The 15,738-nt window shown below is 62.0% G+C and carries 14 protein-coding genes; 13 read left to right on the forward strand and 1 reads right to left on the reverse strand.

Annotated features, from left to right (window positions below):
• The first annotated feature begins 7 nt into the window (after nt 1-7).
• The 13 genes from yhbH to aroA all read left to right on the forward strand — a co-directional run bounded on the left by yhbH (nt 8) and on the right by aroA (nt 12,532).
• Nucleotides 8-1,159, forward strand: coding sequence for a sporulation protein YhbH (yhbH, locus tag TC41_RS02770; protein ID WP_014463456.1), 1,152 nt, complete (start codon nt 8-10; stop codon nt 1,157-1,159).
• Nucleotides 1,156-2,595, forward strand: a complete 1,440-nt coding sequence (locus TC41_RS02775) for a SpoVR family protein (protein ID WP_014463457.1) — start codon at nt 1,156-1,158, stop codon at nt 2,593-2,595. The genes yhbH and TC41_RS02775 overlap by 4 nt, the downstream gene beginning before the upstream one ends.
• Nucleotides 2,596-2,774: 179 nt before the next feature.
• The gene (locus TC41_RS15600) at nt 2,775-3,506 is read left to right on the forward strand and encodes an MFS transporter (protein ID WP_237700013.1); all 732 of its coding nucleotides are present in this window, start codon (nt 2,775-2,777) and stop codon (nt 3,504-3,506) included.
• 407 nt (nt 3,507-3,913) lie between these two features.
• Complete coding sequence (locus tag TC41_RS02785) at nt 3,914-4,582, forward strand: type 1 glutamine amidotransferase domain-containing protein (protein ID WP_014463461.1); 669 nt, start codon at nt 3,914-3,916, stop codon at nt 4,580-4,582.
• A gap of 247 nt (nt 4,583-4,829) precedes the next feature.
• Nucleotides 4,830-5,348 (forward strand): hypothetical protein, encoded by a 519-nt coding sequence (locus TC41_RS02790; RefSeq protein WP_014463462.1) that lies wholly within the window; start codon nt 4,830-4,832, stop codon nt 5,346-5,348.
• 292 nt (nt 5,349-5,640) lie between these two features.
• Nucleotides 5,641-6,255, forward strand: a complete 615-nt coding sequence (locus tag TC41_RS02795; RefSeq protein ID WP_014463463.1) for a trimeric intracellular cation channel family protein — start codon at nt 5,641-5,643, stop codon at nt 6,253-6,255.
• Nucleotides 6,256-6,409: 154 nt separating this feature from the next.
• Nucleotides 6,410-6,781 carry a TIGR02328 family protein gene (locus TC41_RS02800; RefSeq protein ID WP_014463464.1) on the forward strand — a complete coding sequence of 124 codons (372 nt, stop codon included), beginning with the start codon at nt 6,410-6,412 and terminating at the stop codon, nt 6,779-6,781.
• A gap of 19 nt (nt 6,782-6,800) precedes the next feature.
• Nucleotides 6,801-7,823, forward strand: coding sequence for an EAL domain-containing protein (locus TC41_RS02805; RefSeq protein ID WP_014463465.1), 1,023 nt, complete (start codon nt 6,801-6,803; stop codon nt 7,821-7,823).
• 62 nt (nt 7,824-7,885) lie between these two features.
• Nucleotides 7,886-9,103: a hypothetical protein gene (locus tag TC41_RS02810; protein ID WP_041694948.1), complete on the forward strand. Its 1,218-nt coding sequence runs from the start codon at nt 7,886-7,888 to the stop codon at nt 9,101-9,103.
• Between the two features lie 9 nt (nt 9,104-9,112).
• Nucleotides 9,113-9,748 (forward strand): adenylyl-sulfate kinase, encoded by a 636-nt coding sequence (cysC, locus tag TC41_RS02815; RefSeq protein ID WP_014463467.1) that lies wholly within the window; start codon nt 9,113-9,115, stop codon nt 9,746-9,748.
• 3 nt (nt 9,749-9,751) lie between these two features.
• Complete coding sequence (locus TC41_RS02820) at nt 9,752-10,678, forward strand: sulfotransferase family protein (RefSeq protein WP_014463468.1); 927 nt, start codon at nt 9,752-9,754, stop codon at nt 10,676-10,678.
• Nucleotides 10,679-10,694: 16 nt separating this feature from the next.
• On the forward strand, nt 10,695-11,180 hold the full coding sequence (locus TC41_RS02825) for a nitroreductase family protein (RefSeq protein ID WP_014463469.1): 486 nt from the start codon (nt 10,695-10,697) through the stop codon (nt 11,178-11,180).
• Nucleotides 11,180-12,532 (forward strand): 3-phosphoshikimate 1-carboxyvinyltransferase, encoded by a 1,353-nt coding sequence (aroA, locus tag TC41_RS02830; protein WP_041694949.1) that lies wholly within the window; start codon nt 11,180-11,182, stop codon nt 12,530-12,532. Before TC41_RS02825 ends, aroA begins: the two co-directional genes overlap by 1 nt.
• 11 nt (nt 12,533-12,543) lie before the next feature.
• On the opposite strand, the gene TC41_RS02835 is transcribed toward aroA, so the two are convergent.
• Entirely contained in the window at nt 12,544-15,669 is a 3,126-nt protein-coding gene (locus TC41_RS02835) for an efflux RND transporter permease subunit (protein ID WP_014463471.1), read from the reverse strand.
• Between the last annotated feature and the right edge of the window lie 69 nt (nt 15,670-15,738).

Genomic DNA, 15,738 nt, shown 5'->3' on the forward strand with positions numbered 1-15,738 from the left:
AGAGACCGTGGTCGAATTCACTCTGCAACGCGAAGACTGGTCACTCCACCGCAAAGGGCACATCGATCAAGAGCGCCATCGCGAAAAGGTGCGTGAGGCGATTCGCGAACATCTCGCCGATCTCGTCAGCGATGAGAGCCTGATCATGTCGGACGGGAAGCAGATCATCAAGATCCCCATCCGCTCGCTCGAAGAGTACCGTATCCGGTACAACTTTCAGAAAGGCAAACACGTCGGCACGGGATCCGGGGATACGGCCGTGGGCGATCTCGTCGCCCGCGGCAAGCCGGACACCGATGGACAACCCGGGCCGGGTCAGGGCGAGGGCGCCGGCTCCGAGCCGGGCGTCGACTACGCCGAGGCGGAGGTGACGCTGGACGACATCCAGCAGGAGCTGTTCCGCGAACTCGAACTTCCCGATCTCGCCGAAAAGGACGAGGCGGACATGGTGGTGGATACCGTCGAGTTTCGCGACGTTCGCAAGAAGGGCATCACGGCCAACATTGACAAGAAACGGACTTTGCTTCAGGCCCTTCGCCATGCGAAGAAGGACGATCGCGTCGTCATTACGCCGGACGATCTGCGCTACAAGACGTGGGAGACCATCGTTAAGCCGGACTCGAACGCGGTCATTCTCGCGATGATGGACCTGTCGGGATCGATGGGCCTGTTCGAGAAGTACTGTGCGCGAACCTTCTTCTTTTGGATGACGCGGTTTCTGCGGACGAAGTACGCCAACGTCCAGATTCGGTACATCGCTCACCACACGGAGGCGCATGAGGTCGACGAGGAGTATTTTTTCACCAAGGGTGAGAGCGGGGGTACCATCTGTTCGTCCGCGTATCAGTATGCGCTCGACATGGTGAACCGGGAGTATCCGCCCGAGCGGTACAACATCTATCCCATCCACTTTTCGGACGGCGACAACCTGACGTCGGACAATGAAAAATGCGTGCAATTGGTGAAGGAACTCTCCAGCGTCTCGCGCATGTTTGGGTACGCAGAGGTGAACCAGTACTCGCGTTCGTCGACGTTGATGAGTGCATACGGGAAGCTTCAGATTCCCCGGTTTCGCACGTACGTGATACGAGACAAATCCGAGATCTACGGTGCGCTTCGTCACTTCTTTTCCCAGCAGCAAGGGGTGAAGAGCGCATGAACCATCGCGAGTTGGAAGAGCTCGAGCGCGCCATTGAGCGGATGATGGATCTGGCTCGGGCGTTCGGGCTCGACATCTACCCCATGCGGTTTGAGGTGTGTCCGGCCGATGTGCTGTACACCTTTGGAGCGTACGGAATGCCAACCAGATTCCACCATTGGTCTTTTGGAAAGACATTCCATAAAATGAAACTCGAATACGATCTCGGTCTGAGTCGGATCTACGAACTCGTCATCAATTCGAATCCGTGCTACGCCTTTTTGCTCGACGGAAACACGCTCTTACAAAACAAGACGGTGTGTGCACATGTGCTCGGGCATTGCGACTTCTTCAAAAACAATGCGGCGTTCCGACACACGTCCCGAGACATGGTCGAGCGCATGGCGTCGAGCGCCGAGCGAATTTATCGTTACGAACTTGAATACGGCAGGCGCCGCGTGGAGGAGTTGCTGGACGCGGGCCTCGCCATCGCGGAACACGTGGATCCTTCCGAGGAAGGGCGCAATGCGCGCCGCGTCGCCAAGGAGCGCATGTACCGCCAGCGTTTGGGCCAACGAGCAGAGCCGCCCCGTAGGGCGCGGGAGCCAGGACCTTATGACGATTTGTTTGCGCTGGATGGTCCTCTGCCAGAGCCGGAGGAGGAGTCGATTCCTGCGCGCGTGCTCAACAAGGACGTCATGCTGTTTATCATCGAGCACAGCTCCGCCCTCGAGGAATGGGAGCGCGACATCCTCTCGATGTTGCGCGAAGAGATGCTCTATTTCTGGCCTCAGCTGGAGACGAAGATCATGAACGAGGGCTGGGCGACCTACTGGCATCTGCGCATCATGCGGGAGATGGATCTGTCGGACGAAGAGGCCGTGGAGTTCGCCAAGATGCACTCGAGCGTCGTGTTACCTTCTCGAACGAGCATCAATCCTTATCACGTCGGTCTCGCCATCTGGGAGGACATTGAGCGGCGATGGAATGAACCGACGAAAGAGGAGCAGGAGCGGTACGGAAGGCGACCGGGCGAGGGACGGGAAAAGATGTTCGAGGTGCGCGAGATGGAGACGGACGTCTCGTTCTTGCGCAACTACTTGACCAAGGATCTCATTGAAAAACTTGACCTGTACGTGTATCAAAAGGTGGGAAACGACTGGCGTGTGGTGGAGAAAGATTGGGAAAAGGTGCGAGATGCGCTCGTCGCTTCGCGGATCAACGGCGGAATCCCCGTGCTGTACGTGGAGGATGGTGATTATCGCCGAAACGGCGAATTGCTCATTCGTCACGCGTTTGAAGGGATGGAACTGGATCTCCGTCATCTAGAAAAGGTGTTGCCCTACTTTTACCGCCTATGGGGCCGGCCCGTTCACCTGCAGACCGTCGTCGAGGGGCGTGACGTCATCTTCAGCTATGACGGGAAGAAAGTACAGCGATCGTTCTTGAAAGATTGAGGACCATGCCTGAGCGTGCGCTCCACAAGAAGCTTTGACCCAAAGGCAGCCCTGCCACATAGGCGGGGCTGTTTGCGTGCAAACATTGTTTGTTTCTTTATGAAAATTGCATCATTTCTATGCGGCAGGCGATTATGTTCGAGGTCGGAAGTCATCTCACCTGACGGAGGGGGATCCCAGTGAGACTCCGACCTCGTGTGGATGCGTTTCATGCGTTTCTCACTGGACGATTTTTCTTCCGTGTCGGCGACAAGATCTTCTTGGTGGCCCTGCCGTTGATCATTCAGGGCATGGGATACGGGCCGTCGCTCCTGTCCTTTGCCAATGCAGTTCAGTACGTGGCCAACTGGGCCGGTGCACCGCTCGGAGGCTACCTAACAGAGAGGCACAGTCGAAAAGCGGTCATGCGCGCGGTGCACGCCGCGCAGGCAGCCGCCATCTTCGGCGTGATCGCCTCCCTGTCCATCAGGTCACTGTTTCCCTTCATCTTTGTATGCTCCATCTTTGTTCTCCACCTCGCGTCCATCGTGAATCGGGTCAATCGATTTTCCCTGACCGCGCTCTTGCGCGATCGCGACCAGATCCCGCAGGCGAACGCGGAAATTCAGCTGATGGAATCTGCCGCGAGACTCGTCGGACCGTGGATGGCGAAAATTGTCATCGCGCACCTGAGGTTGCGAGCCGCGCTGGGATTGGATCTGTTGTCGTTCTTGATCATGGCCATGGTGGTGTGGGTGGCCCTGCAAGTACCGGTCGGCGAGCGTCAGGAGGCTCGTTTGGCTGGCGCTCGCGCGCGTGATCTGTGGCGATGGCGGTTCGAGGGGCAGGACGGAGCGGGGAGGGTCTTATTCGTCAATGGTTTGGTCAATGTCGCCTTCACCTTTGTTTCAGGGTTCAACGTGTTCCTATGAGTTCGGTGCATCACTTGAACGTGATGGTGATATCCTGGATTTTGACCGCGACTGCCGCTGCTTCGCTGCTCTTTGGGTTCATCCTTCGCGCGAACTGGTGCAGACGTGGCTCCAGATGCGCCTCGCCGGATCGGAACTGAATCGGGCCTTTGCCGCGACATCTCATGTGCAGAAGCCATCACGCCGGTCTGGATGGTATTAGGTGGGTTCCTCGGGCGAGCGCTTGGGCCCTGGCTGCGTCGGTGTGCGCCGCATGTGCACTTACGTGATCTCTCAGTTTGTGGGCTTTCAAGCTGCCCGCGAGTGCGAGATCCGCGATGCGCGGTGAGCGCGGTCTGGAGTAATTTGCGCCTCGGGCATGAAACTTGTAAGATGTAAGTGACATTAAAAAAGGAAGGGTGAGTCGTGTGGCCAAGAAAGTCCTGATGGTCGTCACGAGTGCAGACAAGATGACGGACGGGCATCCGACAGGGCTCTGGCTGTCCGAATTTGCCGAGCCGTATACGGAGTTTAAGCAGGTCGGCTATGAGGTGACGGTGGCCAGCCCTCGAGGTGGTCAGGCGCCCATCGATGAGCGCAGCGTGCAGAACGGCGAACTTCATCAGTGGCCTGAGGCGGTTGAGGTCTTGAAGCAGACCGTTCCGCTCTCTCAGGTCTCTGCGTCCGATTTCGACGCCATTTTCTTGCCCGGTGGTCACGGCACCATGTTTGATTTCCCAAACAGCGCGGAACTCCAAGCGCTCATCCGGGCGTTTGCCGAGGCGGGGAAAGTGGTCGCCGCCGTGTGCCACGGTCCGGCTGGGTTGGTCAACGTGCGGCTCTCGAACGGCGATCCGCTCGTCAAAGGCAAACGTGTGACGGCGTTCACGGATGAGGAGGAGCGCGCCGTCAAGCTTGACGACAAGGTCCCCTTCATGTTGGAGACGCGCTTGCGCGAGCTTGGCGCGCAGTTCGTGGCCCAGCCGATGTGGTCCGATCACGTCGAACGAGATGGAAATCTTATCACGGGGCAAAACCCGCAGTCGGGCATCAGCGCTGCGAAAGCCGTCATCCAGGCGCTTGACGAAGCTCGTTGACGCGAAGACACAAAGCTTCTCCAAACAGCGTCCTACTCCCATGTGGGGGCAGGGCGCTGTTTGTTTTCGGAAAATCCAGCGGATCCTCGGGCGTGGCGTGCTGGCGACCATCGCGGGGCACGTCACAAAACCTTCATCTTTCAAGCGATTACATGTGAGGTGGTTTTGAGAGCCGGGTGGCAGATTCAATCTTGGGCGTCGAGAATGCGCGGCGCTCGAAAAACAACAACGAAGAGGAGATGGGTGTATGAACCGCAAATCCATCCTGTACGTGTTGGGCGTGGCAGCGGCAGCCGCTATGGTTGTGACAGGTTGTGGCACAACCGCGAGTGCGAACAACACGGCATCGAGTGGTGCGGCGAGTACAGCCGTCACAGTAAAGCACGACCACAAGGGGGCCAGCGCTTCGAATCAGAAGGAGAACAAGACCGAGGCGAAGTCGTCCGTCAAGGCGGCGGAGACGGCCAAGTCGTCCGTGACCTTAACGGCTCCTGCCGCGGGCACGAGCGTGATGGCAGGCGGCGCGCTGAAGGTGGATGGCCGTGTCTCCGCGAACCTGGCCAAAAAGGACGTTCAGATTACGCTGACGAACAGCGAAAAGAAGGTTCTCGCTCAGCAGATTGTCGGCACCGGCAGCAACGGAAACTTCACCGACACGCTGAAACTGCCGAAGGATCTGGGGAAGACAGGCGCGGAGTTGACGCTCGAGGTCTCGGTGGTCGGCGAGAGCGGAGTCTCGAGCTCGGTCACACTTCATGTGAAGTGACAGATTCTCACATCGCAAATCATGTAGAAAAGGCGCGGGGTAGGACTCCGCGCCTTTTGATTGGTGCGCCCGCATGGGCGATAGCTAGGCGGTGAAAGTCCGCTGCGGGGGTTGGATGTTACCAACCGCTAGCCAAGGGTGCGGATGAGAATGCCACGCCTCGGCTCGGGCCGAAAACCGTCGAGCGATTCAAGGAGCGGATTCGGGAGCTCACCAGCCGGTCGCGTAGCAGCATGTCCATTTGAAATCGAGTACGATGTAGGCGTGGGAGGGATGCCCCATCGTATGGAGTGTGCTCAACGTCATAGGAACAATTGCGTTTGCCCTGAGCGGTTCCATCGTTGCGACCGAAGAGCGGTATGATTGGCTCGGCGTGTATGTGCTCGGGTTCGTCGCCGCGTTCGGCGGCGGTATGATTCGCAACCTCATCGTCGGGTTGCCCGTGGCGCAGATCTGGCACCAGCCCGTCCTGTTTGTCACGGCTGCCCTGACCATCACGGCTGTCCTCATCTTGCCCTACGGATTTCTGCATCGCTTTCGGCGGATCGTCAGCTTCTTCGACGCCATCGGCCTGGCGGCGTTCGCGGTCGAAGGCGCCATGTACGCGTATCGGGCGCACAGCACGTTCGTGACCACCGTCGTGGCCGCGCTCATGACAGGCATTGGGGGCGGGCTCATCCGGGATCTCCTCGCCTCCCGCAAGCCGCTCGTCTTTCAGGCCGAGATCTACGCCATTTGGGCGATGCTGGCCGGCGCCGCGGTGGGGCTCGGGCTCATCCGGACGGCGTGGGAAGAATATCTGCTGTTTGCCCTCGTCGCCGCGCTTCGCATGCTGTCCGTTCGTTGGAATTGGCATCTTCCTCGCACCGGCCCGCCGGAGGAGACCACGACGCCCTTCGGCACCTGAACGGGTCAGACGGAGCGCCGGTTCGCACACGGCGCGCAGAAGAACTTGGAATCTCAAAAATTCCTCAAGAAATTTTCGAGGTTGGCCATGTACGCTGACGAAGAGGGTTCCATGCCCCTCAACAGCGCTCTGGCCGCCTTATGAAAGGGCGTCCGTGATCGTGAGACTCTGGCATGAGGCGTTGATTCCGAAGCTGCCGCGCGCGCAGCTGTTGGGCCAGCATCGGGAATGCTGTGCCCTGCGTGGACTTGGCTGGAATCGACCCCACGCGACGGTGAATTACGTCTTTCAGCATCCGTACGAGTACCTGGTCCAGTATCACCGGCTCGTCATGGAGGAGATGGAGCGCCGAGGGTACCGCGTGGATCCCGCGTGGTGGGACCCGCGCTACCGCGGCAAGCGCGCGCCGCTGGCGGATGTTGACTCTTCCCGCTATTCCCGGTCGTCGCCCATTTATCCTGAGCACGACGACAGGTATCTGGCCGCTTGTCTCGAAAACTTACGGGCGAAGGGCATCATTCTTTGATTGCGCGGAGGTTTTCGAGATGTCGTGTCCTGGATGTGAGGTTGGGCAAGGTGGCGTCACGCTGAAGGTTCCCGAGGAAGATGTGGAGGGCGTCCTGCGTTCCCTCGCGTCTGCGCGCGCAGTCCGCTGGTCTGGCGCGTCGACGGTCTCCATGCCGCCCGATGTGTTTGTAGCTCGCGCAACGTACTGGCAAGCGTTCTTCGATACGAGCTCGTGGAGGGTCGGATTGACAGGCCCTGACGGGGCCGATGCGACGGATCGCCCGTTTGACGCGTTCGTCGAAGAGCTTCCTTCCGTCTGGATTGACGAGTTGCTCGCTAGGCGCGGCATCCAAATGGCCATGCAGCCGATTGTGGACCTGACGAAGGGGAGCGTGGTCGCCTGTGAAATGCTTGTGCGTGCCACGGCCCCGGACGGAAGCTTCGTTTCGCCGCACGCGCTCTTTGAGGCGGCCCGCGAACAATCCCGGCTCTTCGCGCTCGATCGCGCCTGTCGGATTGAGGCCATCGCGGCGGCGAGGCGGCTGCCCGCGGACTGGGACGTCTTTGTGAATTTCATCCCGACCGCCATTTACGTGCCCGAGCATTGCCTCCAGTCCACCTTCGCGGCCGCAGAGCAGTACGCCGTCCACCCATCCAGGCTGGTGTTTGAGGTGGTGGAGACGGAGCGCGTCGATGATGTCGCCCATCTGCGGGCCATTCTCGCGTTCTACCGCGCGAAAGGCGTGCGCTACGCGCTCGACGACTTCGGCGAAGGATACAGCGACGAGAACATGCTGCGCGCCATCTCGCCAGATGTCGTCAAGCTGGATCGCCAATATGTCGATCACGTCGACCGCGATCCGGCCAAACGCCGCGTGGCGGAGGGGCTCGCTCGGGTGGCCCAATCGCTTGACATTCGCCTGCTGGCGGAGGGTGTCGAACGGCCCGAGGAAGCAAAGGCCCTGCTTGAACTTGGTTACACGTGGCAACAGGGGTACCTGTACGCGCGGCCGTCTCTCGAGGTGCCGGACGGATCGATTGCGCGATTGCCGCGGGCGTGAGTTCCGGACGCGGAGCGTTTCGCTATACTACGGATCTATCTTTCGGACAGGGGGAGCATCCGTTGCCGACTGGAAAACCGACTGTCGCGGTGATTTCGTACCACGCGCCGCCCGTCTTAAACGCCGAATCGATTCTGGTGTGGAAGACGCTCAAGGTGCTGAGAACCTGGTTTCATCTGCGCCTCGTCACGGCGAGCGTCCCGTCGGCCGATACGACGCTCACGCTTCCGGACGACATCGAGGTGGAGCGGCTTCCCACCTGGATGCCGTCCGCGTACAAGCCGCGCCGCGCGCTCGAGAAGATCATTGGGCGGTTCGCCGACGAGGCGTGGCTGTGGGCGAGGCAGGCGCCGGCCTCCATGAAGGTGCCCGTCGATCTCCTCTACAGCCGATCCCAGCCGGGCGCGAGCCATTTGCTCGCGCTCCGGTGGAAGCTGCGGACGGGGAAACCGTGGATCGCCCAGTTCAGCGATCCTTGGGCACACAATCCGTACCACGCGGGGCGCACGCCGAGGCGGAAGGCGTTCGACGAGGCGAATGAGCGGGCGGTCGTCGCCAAGGCGGACGCGCTCATCTTTCCTACGAAGGAGATCCTCGAGCAGTACATTCATTTGTATCCGCACGTGCCCGTCGCGGATAAGTCGATGGTCCTGCCTCATCACTTCATGCCAGAGCTTTACCCGGAGCGCGTGGAGCGCCCGGCGGAGATCGCGGACAAGTTGCTCTTTGCGTACCTCGGCGACTTCTATGGACAGCGTTCGCCGGAGCCGTTTCTTGCGGGGCTCGAAAAGGCCCTGGCCGCGCGGCCCGACATGCGACAACGCGTGGCCGTGGAGTTCTACGGCAATGTCGAGTCGAAGTTTGAACCGCTCGTCGCGCGGGCGCCCATCCCGATTCGCAAGGGACGGGTGTCGTATCTCGACAGCCTTGCGCGCATGCGGCAGGCGGACGTGCTCGTCCTCATCGATGCGCCATCGGCCACGGGCCGCAATCCGTTTTTGGCCTCGAAGCTCATCGATTATTTGGGGGCAGGAAGGAAGATACTGGGTATTACGGACGTGGAAGGGACCGCCGCGGACATCCTTCGCGCCGAGGGACATCCCGTCGTCAGTCCGCGCGACGTGGACGGGATCGCGTCGGTGATGGTGGCGCTGATGGACGCGTACCAGCGCGGCGAGTCATTTTCCGTGCCCGTGCCCATGGCGTACTCCAGTGAAGAAGTCGTCGCGAAACTCGCGGCTCGCATGGAGCGTCTGTTGGGGGAGACACACATGAAGTGAGGGTGAGCGATGAGCACCATTGTGTGGCAGCCGACGCCGGTGACGAAGGCGGACAGGCGCCGATTGAACGGGCATTCGAGCTGTGTGGTGTGGTTGACGGGTCTGTCAGGCGCGGGCAAGTCGACCATCGCCTGTGCGCTGGAGCTCGCGCTGCACGAGCGAGGCGTGCGGACGTATCTGCTGGACGGGGACAACCTCCGCCACGGGCTCAATCGCGATCTCGGCTTTTCGGCCGACCATCGGACAGAGAACATCCGCCGGGCGGCGGAGGTGGCAAAGCTGTTCGTGGATGCGGGCGTCATCGCCATCTGTAGCCTCATTTCGCCATATCGGCGGGATCGGGAGGCGGCTCGCGCGCTATTTGAGCCAGGGGAGTTTATCGAGGTTTTCGTCGACTGCCCGGTCGAGGTGTGCAAGGCGCGCGATCCGAAGGGGCTCTATCGGCGAGCGCTGGCGGGGGAAATCCAGGGTTTTACGGGGATCGACGATCCATACGAGCCGCCGCTAGCCCCGGATGTCGTGGTGAAGACGGCTTGCATGCCCATCCACGAGTGCGTCAAGTCCATTCTCCATCACCTTGAACAAACGGGCCACCTGGGTCTGCGGGACGGCGCCGCGGGCGAGCGGGCGGCCGGGGAAAGGTAGGGGATGGACGTGACGCGACCCAATTTCTTCATCGTCGGCGCGGCGAAGTGCGGCACGAGCTCGCTCGATCGTTATTTGAGCCAGCACCCGGACATCTACATTCCGCCAAAGAAAGAGGCGCATTTCTTCTCCATCCCTGATTTTCCCGAGCGTTTCACGGGCCCCGGCGACGAGGGCATGAACCTGTACACGATTCGCGATGAGGCTGCGTACCTCAAACTGTTTGACGGCGTTCGTGGTGAGCGGGCCGTCGGCGAGGCATCGGTGTTTTACCTGTTCTATCCTGGTACGGCGCAGCGCATCTATGACGCGTACCCCGACGCCAAGATCCTCATCATGCTGCGCAATCCGGTCGATCGCGCCTTTTCGGCCTACATGCACCTGGTCCGCGACGAGCGAGAAACGCTTTCGTTCCGCGAGTCGCTCGCCAAGGAAGAGGAGCGGATCCGGCAACACTACGAGCCGCTGTGGTATTATCGTGCCGTCGGCCTGTATGCGGCGCAGGTCAAGCGGTATCTCGACGTGTTCGGGCGAGATCAGGTCAAGGTCATCCTGTTTGCGGATTTTGCGCGCGATCCCGTCCAGGTGGTTCGGGATTGCTGCGCGTTCCTTGGCGTGTCCACGGAGTTCGTTCCAGACACCTCGATTCGCCACAACGAGTCAGGCGTGCCCAAATCGAGAGCGCTCTACAACTTCATCGCGAAGCCGAACGCACTGAAGGAAATCGTCAAGCCGTTCATTCCGGCGGCGGTGCGCGAGCGGTTGGGCAACCAGGCGAAGTCGATGGTGCTCGGGCGGATGGAAATGGAGCCCGACCTTCGGGAAGAGCTGACCGCCTTTTTTGCGCCGGACGTGGAGCGGCTCGAGGCGCTCATCCATCGCGACTTGTCCGCGTGGCGGCGACCGGCGCGAGCCGCAGGATCGCAGTGAGACGGGAGGGAAGCGCATGGAGGTTTTGGAGGCGATTCGGGGGCGCCGGCACATCAAGCAGTTCAAGCCGGATCCTATCGATGAAGCGACGTGGATGAGTTGGTTGCAGGAGGCGACGAACGCGCCGAACCACAAGATGACCGAGCCCTGGGAGATCATCGTCGTCGGGCCGGAAGCGAGGATGAATCTGCGCCACGGCGCGAACTTTGGCGATGCGCCGGTCGTCCTCGCGGTACTCAGCAAGCGGGGCGCTTCGCAAATCGAGCGCGATGAGAACCTGATGGCCGTCGCGTGCTTCCTTGAAAACTTGAGCCTCATCGCGGAGGCTCACGGCGCGGGCATCCGCTGGACATCCATCGGTTGGCAGGAGCACGCGCGCCAGGTGCTCGGTGTGTCGGACGAGTACGACATTGCGAACATCATCGGGTTGGGCTATCCGGAGGAAGTGCCGCCCGCAAAGCCGCGCACGCCCATCGCCGAGAAGATTCGGCGGGTGCCGTGATGGCGGACGCGAGGCAGGCGGCGGATCTGGAGGCGAGATCGCCCTGGGCGCTCGGGGGATACAGGCTCGCGCGGGTGGGGCCTGTGCGCGGCCCGGTGGACGCGGACGTGCGCGTGCCGGGATCGAAGAGCGTGACCAACCGGGCGCTCGTCATCGCCGCTATGGCGGAGGGCGAGTCGGTGTTGTCGGGCATCCTGCGAAGCGACGACGCGTATTGGTGCATCGAGGCGCTGCGCGAGCTCGGCGTCCCGGTTGAGGTGGAGGGAGACGTCGTGCGCATGACCGGCTGCGGCGGGCAGTTTCCGCGAAGTGACGCGCGCGTCTACACCGGCGCGGGCGGCACGACGGCGAGGTTTCTCACGGCCGCGCTCGCAGCCTCAACGGGCGAGTATGAAATCCGCGGTAGCAGGCGGATGAACGAGCGGCCGATGGGCGAGCTGTTTCGGGCCCTGCGGGCGCTTGGGGCCGAAATCGAGCCGCTGGAGCGCCCGGACACGCTGCCCATTCGCCTCAGGGCTCGAGGGCTCGCAGGCGGAGAGGTCGCGATGTCGGGCGCGCAATCGTCCCAGTTTGTGAGCGGGGTGCTCATCGCGGCGCCCTACGCGCGCGCGCCGGTGAGCGTGCGCATCGTGGATCACATTGTCCAGCACGCCTACGTCCACATCACGCTCGACATGATGCGGGCGTTCGGCGCGACGTGCGCGGCTGCGGACGATCTCGCCGTCATCTCGGTCGAGCCGGGTGGCTACCGCGGCCGCTCCTGCGATATCGAGGCGGACGCGTCCACGGCCTGCTACTTCTTCGCCGCCGCGGCTGTGACGGGCGGCCGCGTGCGCGTGACGAATCTCACGCGCGACACGCGCCAGCCCGACGTTCACTTCATCGACGTGCTCGCGAAGATGGGATGTCAGGTGGAGTCGTCACCTGCGGGCATCGAGGTCAGAGGCCCCGAGAAGCTTCGCGGCGGTTTCTCCGTCAGCATGAAGGAGATGTCGGATCAGACCCTGACGCTCGCGTTCCTCGCGCCGTTTGCGGACGGGCCGATTGAAATCACCGGCGTGGGTCATATCCGGCATCACGAGTCGGACCGCATCCGGGTCATCGTCGAGAGCCTCGCGCGCGTGGGCGTCCGCGCCGAAGAGCGGGAAGACGGCGTCGTCGTGTACCCGGGCGCGCCCCAGCCCGCGGTGCTTCCGTCCTACGACGACCACCGCGTGGCCATGGCGCTTTCGGTGCTCGCGCTGCGCGCGGAGGGCATTGAAATTGAGGATCCGGGCTGCGTGTCAAAGACGTGCCCAACGTTTTTCCATCACTTGCGCGAGATGGGCGTTTTGGTCGATCTCGTCCCATGAAGAGAGGCTGCTCACGGCGCATGGCGCGCCGGGGCAGCCTCCGTTTGTTCGTCGCGCTTGCCTGCGATGGCCATATATACCGCGGGCACCAAAAGCAGCGTGACCAGGGTGGAGAACGTCAGTCCAAACGCGATGACCGTGGCCATGGACGCGAGCGTCTCCGCGCCTTTTCCGTAGCCAATCACGAGCGGAAGCATGGCGAGCACCGTCGTCGCCGTGCTCATGAGGATGGGGCGCAGTCGAACGGGCCCAGCTTCCATGAGCGCTTCGCGCAGAGGCTTGCCTTCTCGGCGCAGCCGGTTGGCGTAGTCCACCAGCACAATCGCGTTGTTCGCGACGAGGCCCATCACCATGATCACGCCAATGGCCGAGTCCACGTTGAGCGATCGGTGCGTGAGCGTGAGTCCGAGCGCCGCGCCGATGAAGGTCGGCGGCAGCGAGAACATGATGACAAACGGCGTCAGCAGGGACTCGAATAGGCTCGCCATGAGCATGTACAAAAGTGCCACGGAGAACAGGAACGCCCACAGCATGTCGAACATCGTCTGGCGGAGGAAGGCCCCGCCTTGGCCGAACCCCACACTGTACCCTTCGGGAACGCGAATCGATTTCAGCTGCTTGACGAGTTCCAGCTGCGCGCGGCCCTGCGTGATGCCGTACGGCGTCGCGGTCACCTCGACGGTTCGAACCCCGTTGATGTGCGTGATGCTCGGCGGCTCCGAGCCGTTCGAGACGGTGCCGAGCTTCGTGACCGGGACCATCTGCCCCGCCTGATTCTCCACCGTCAGATCCTGCAGGTGGTTCAGGTTCTGCGCATAGCTCGGCGGCAGTTCGACGACGATATTGTAGGTGTTGCCGTTCACGTCGTATGTCGAGGCGATTTGCCCGCCGACGTCCGCCTTCAGCACGCTCTCCACGGCTTGCGCTGTGAGTCCGTATTCCGCGAGCGAGGACGGATCCAGCGTCAACGTGACGTTGGGCATGGCCGCCGTGGCGCCATTTTGGATGTCCTCTAGGCCGTGCACTCGGTGCATGGCCGCCGCCACCTGATTCGCGAGCCGCGTCAATTCGGCGACGTCAGGCCCTTGAATCTCCACCGATATCTGATCCGACGCCGGACCGCTTGAGCCATTGGCGGACGCCGCAGCCGCGGTGACCGTGGCGCCCGAAATGGATTGGGCAAGCTGATTGAACTGCGACGTCATCGTTTCAACCGCTTGGCTCGAGACGGCATTCTCGAACCGCACGGTGAGCGTAGCCTGGTTGGTGGCAGGCAGCGCGGCGTAAGAGTTGCCGCCGATCTGCGCGTCGATTTGTTGAATCCCGTGGAGATGCGCGCGGGCGAGCACCTCCACGCGCTTCGTCACCTTCTCCGTCGCCGCGAGCGAGGTGCCGGGTGGCGTCTGCACGCTCACCGTCATCTCGTCTTCGCCCACGTTCGGCACCAATTCAAAACCGATCTTCGGCACCATGGCCACACTCGCCACGAACATGAGGGCCGTAACGGTGAAAATCGTCTTCCGGTGCGACAGGCTGAAGGCGAGCAGGCGGCGGTACAGTTCCGTCAGCCCGTGCATGAAGCGCGCGGACCAGTCAAACGGTGCGTACCAGCGCATGGGCGCGTCTCGACCCGGCAGGCGATCCGGCTCGTCGAACCGCCGGCCCCTGAGAAGCCGCGACGCGAGCATCGGCGTGAAGGTGAGCGCCACGAACAGCGCGGCCACGTGTGAAAACGAGACCGTGAGCGACAGCGGCTTGAAAAACTGCCCGGCGATGCCCGGTACGAAGATGGACGGCGCAAAGACGCTGATCTGCGCGCACGCGGCCACGAATACGGCCAGGCCCACCTCTTCGGTGCCGATCACGGCAGCTTCCATCGGGCGGAGGCCGCGCTGGCGAGACCGGAAGATGGACTCCAGCACGACGATGGAAAAGTCGACGAGCGAGCCGAGGCCCACCGCGAGCGATCCCAGCGTGATGGAGTTGATGGAGAGCCCGGCAGCGGCCATGAGCGCGAAGGTCGACAGCGTGGCGATGGGGATGGCCACTGCCACCACGATGGTGGAGCGAACGCTGCGCAGAATCAGCAGGATGACCAGGATCCCGAAGATGAACCCGAGCACCGTGTGGTTGACCACGGTGTGGATGGTGTCGCGAACGGGCTGTGCGTCGTCCGTGAGCACCTCCAGGTGCACGCCGGGCGGCAGCTGCGCTTCAATGGACGGGAGCGCCTGCCACACGCCGTTTGAGACTTGCACGATGTTGGCGTCGGACGCCTGCGAAATGGACAGGGTCACGGCCGGCGCGTCGTTCACCGTGCTCACGAGTTCGACGGGCGCATGGCCGTCCTCAATCTGAGCGATGTCCTTGAGCCTGACGTCGCCGCGCAGAGGCAACGGAATCTCGAGATCTCCAAGTTGAGATGCGGATCCAATCTCCCCGTTCACATGGAGGGGGATGAGGAGATTGCCCTTTTGGACCTGCCCGGCGTCCGCCGAGAGGTTGTTGGCGGCGATGGCATTCACCACCTGCTCGATGCTCAGATGGTACGTCTTCAGCTTGTCCGGATCCACCTCGACGGTGATCTGGCGCACGAGCCCGCCCGCCTCCTGGACGCCCGCAACGCCGTTCAGCCGCTCAATGGCCGGCTCTACGACGTTGGTCGCCGCGTCGGACACGGTCTGCAGGGAAACGCCCTTCGATCCGTACACGGCAATGCGCATGATGGGCAGGCTGTTGGGGTCGAACTGCTGCACAAGCGGCGTCGTGGCGTCGGACGGGAGTTCCGGCTGAACCCGGTTCACGAGGCTGCGCATCTGGTTCAGTTCCTCGTCCAGATTGACGCCGTAGTTGAATTCCACAATCACGAGCGAACTTCCGGCCGTCGATTGCGACTCAATGAGGTTCACGCCCGAGAGCCCCTCGAGCGCCTGCTCGAGCGGGTGGGAAATCTGTTTTTCCACTTCTTCCGGCGAGGCGCCGTTACACGATGTGACCACCGCTGCCACGGGCAGGTTCAGCTTCGGAAACAGCTCTTCCGGCAGGTGGAGGAGCGCAAAGACGCCGACCGCGACGAGCGCAATCATGAGCATGGTGATGGTGACGGGGCGGCGAATGGAGAATTTGGCAAGTTGCACGATCCCGGCTCCTTTCTTCCGTCTATCGTCGCCGGACGGGCCGCCATTTGCAAGCCAATCCAGAAGAAA

Origin of the sequence: Alicyclobacillus acidocaldarius subsp. acidocaldarius Tc-4-1, assembly GCF_000219875.1 — a bacterium.
GTDB lineage: Bacteria > Bacillota > Bacilli > Alicyclobacillales > Alicyclobacillaceae > Alicyclobacillus > Alicyclobacillus acidocaldarius_A.

Excerpts from the sequence above, each read along its gene's own strand:
- TC41_RS02825 (WP_014463469.1), top strand. The coding sequence starts at position 10,695 with ATGGAGGTTTTGGAGGCGATTCGGGGGCGCCGGCACATCAAGCAGTTC.
- TC41_RS02790 (WP_014463462.1), top strand. The coding sequence starts at position 4,830 with ATGAACCGCAAATCCATCCTGTACGTGTTGGGCGTGGCAGCGGCAGCC.
- cysC (WP_014463467.1), top strand. The coding sequence starts at position 9,113 with ATGAGCACCATTGTGTGGCAGCCGACGCCGGTGACGAAGGCGGACAGG.
- TC41_RS02820 (WP_014463468.1), top strand. The coding sequence starts at position 9,752 with ATGGACGTGACGCGACCCAATTTCTTCATCGTCGGCGCGGCGAAGTGC.
- aroA (WP_041694949.1), top strand. The coding sequence starts at position 11,180 with ATGGCGGACGCGAGGCAGGCGGCGGATCTGGAGGCGAGATCGCCCTGG.
- TC41_RS02805 (WP_014463465.1), top strand. The coding sequence starts at position 6,801 with ATGTCGTGTCCTGGATGTGAGGTTGGGCAAGGTGGCGTCACGCTGAAG.
- TC41_RS02775 (WP_014463457.1), top strand. The coding sequence starts at position 1,156 with ATGAACCATCGCGAGTTGGAAGAGCTCGAGCGCGCCATTGAGCGGATG.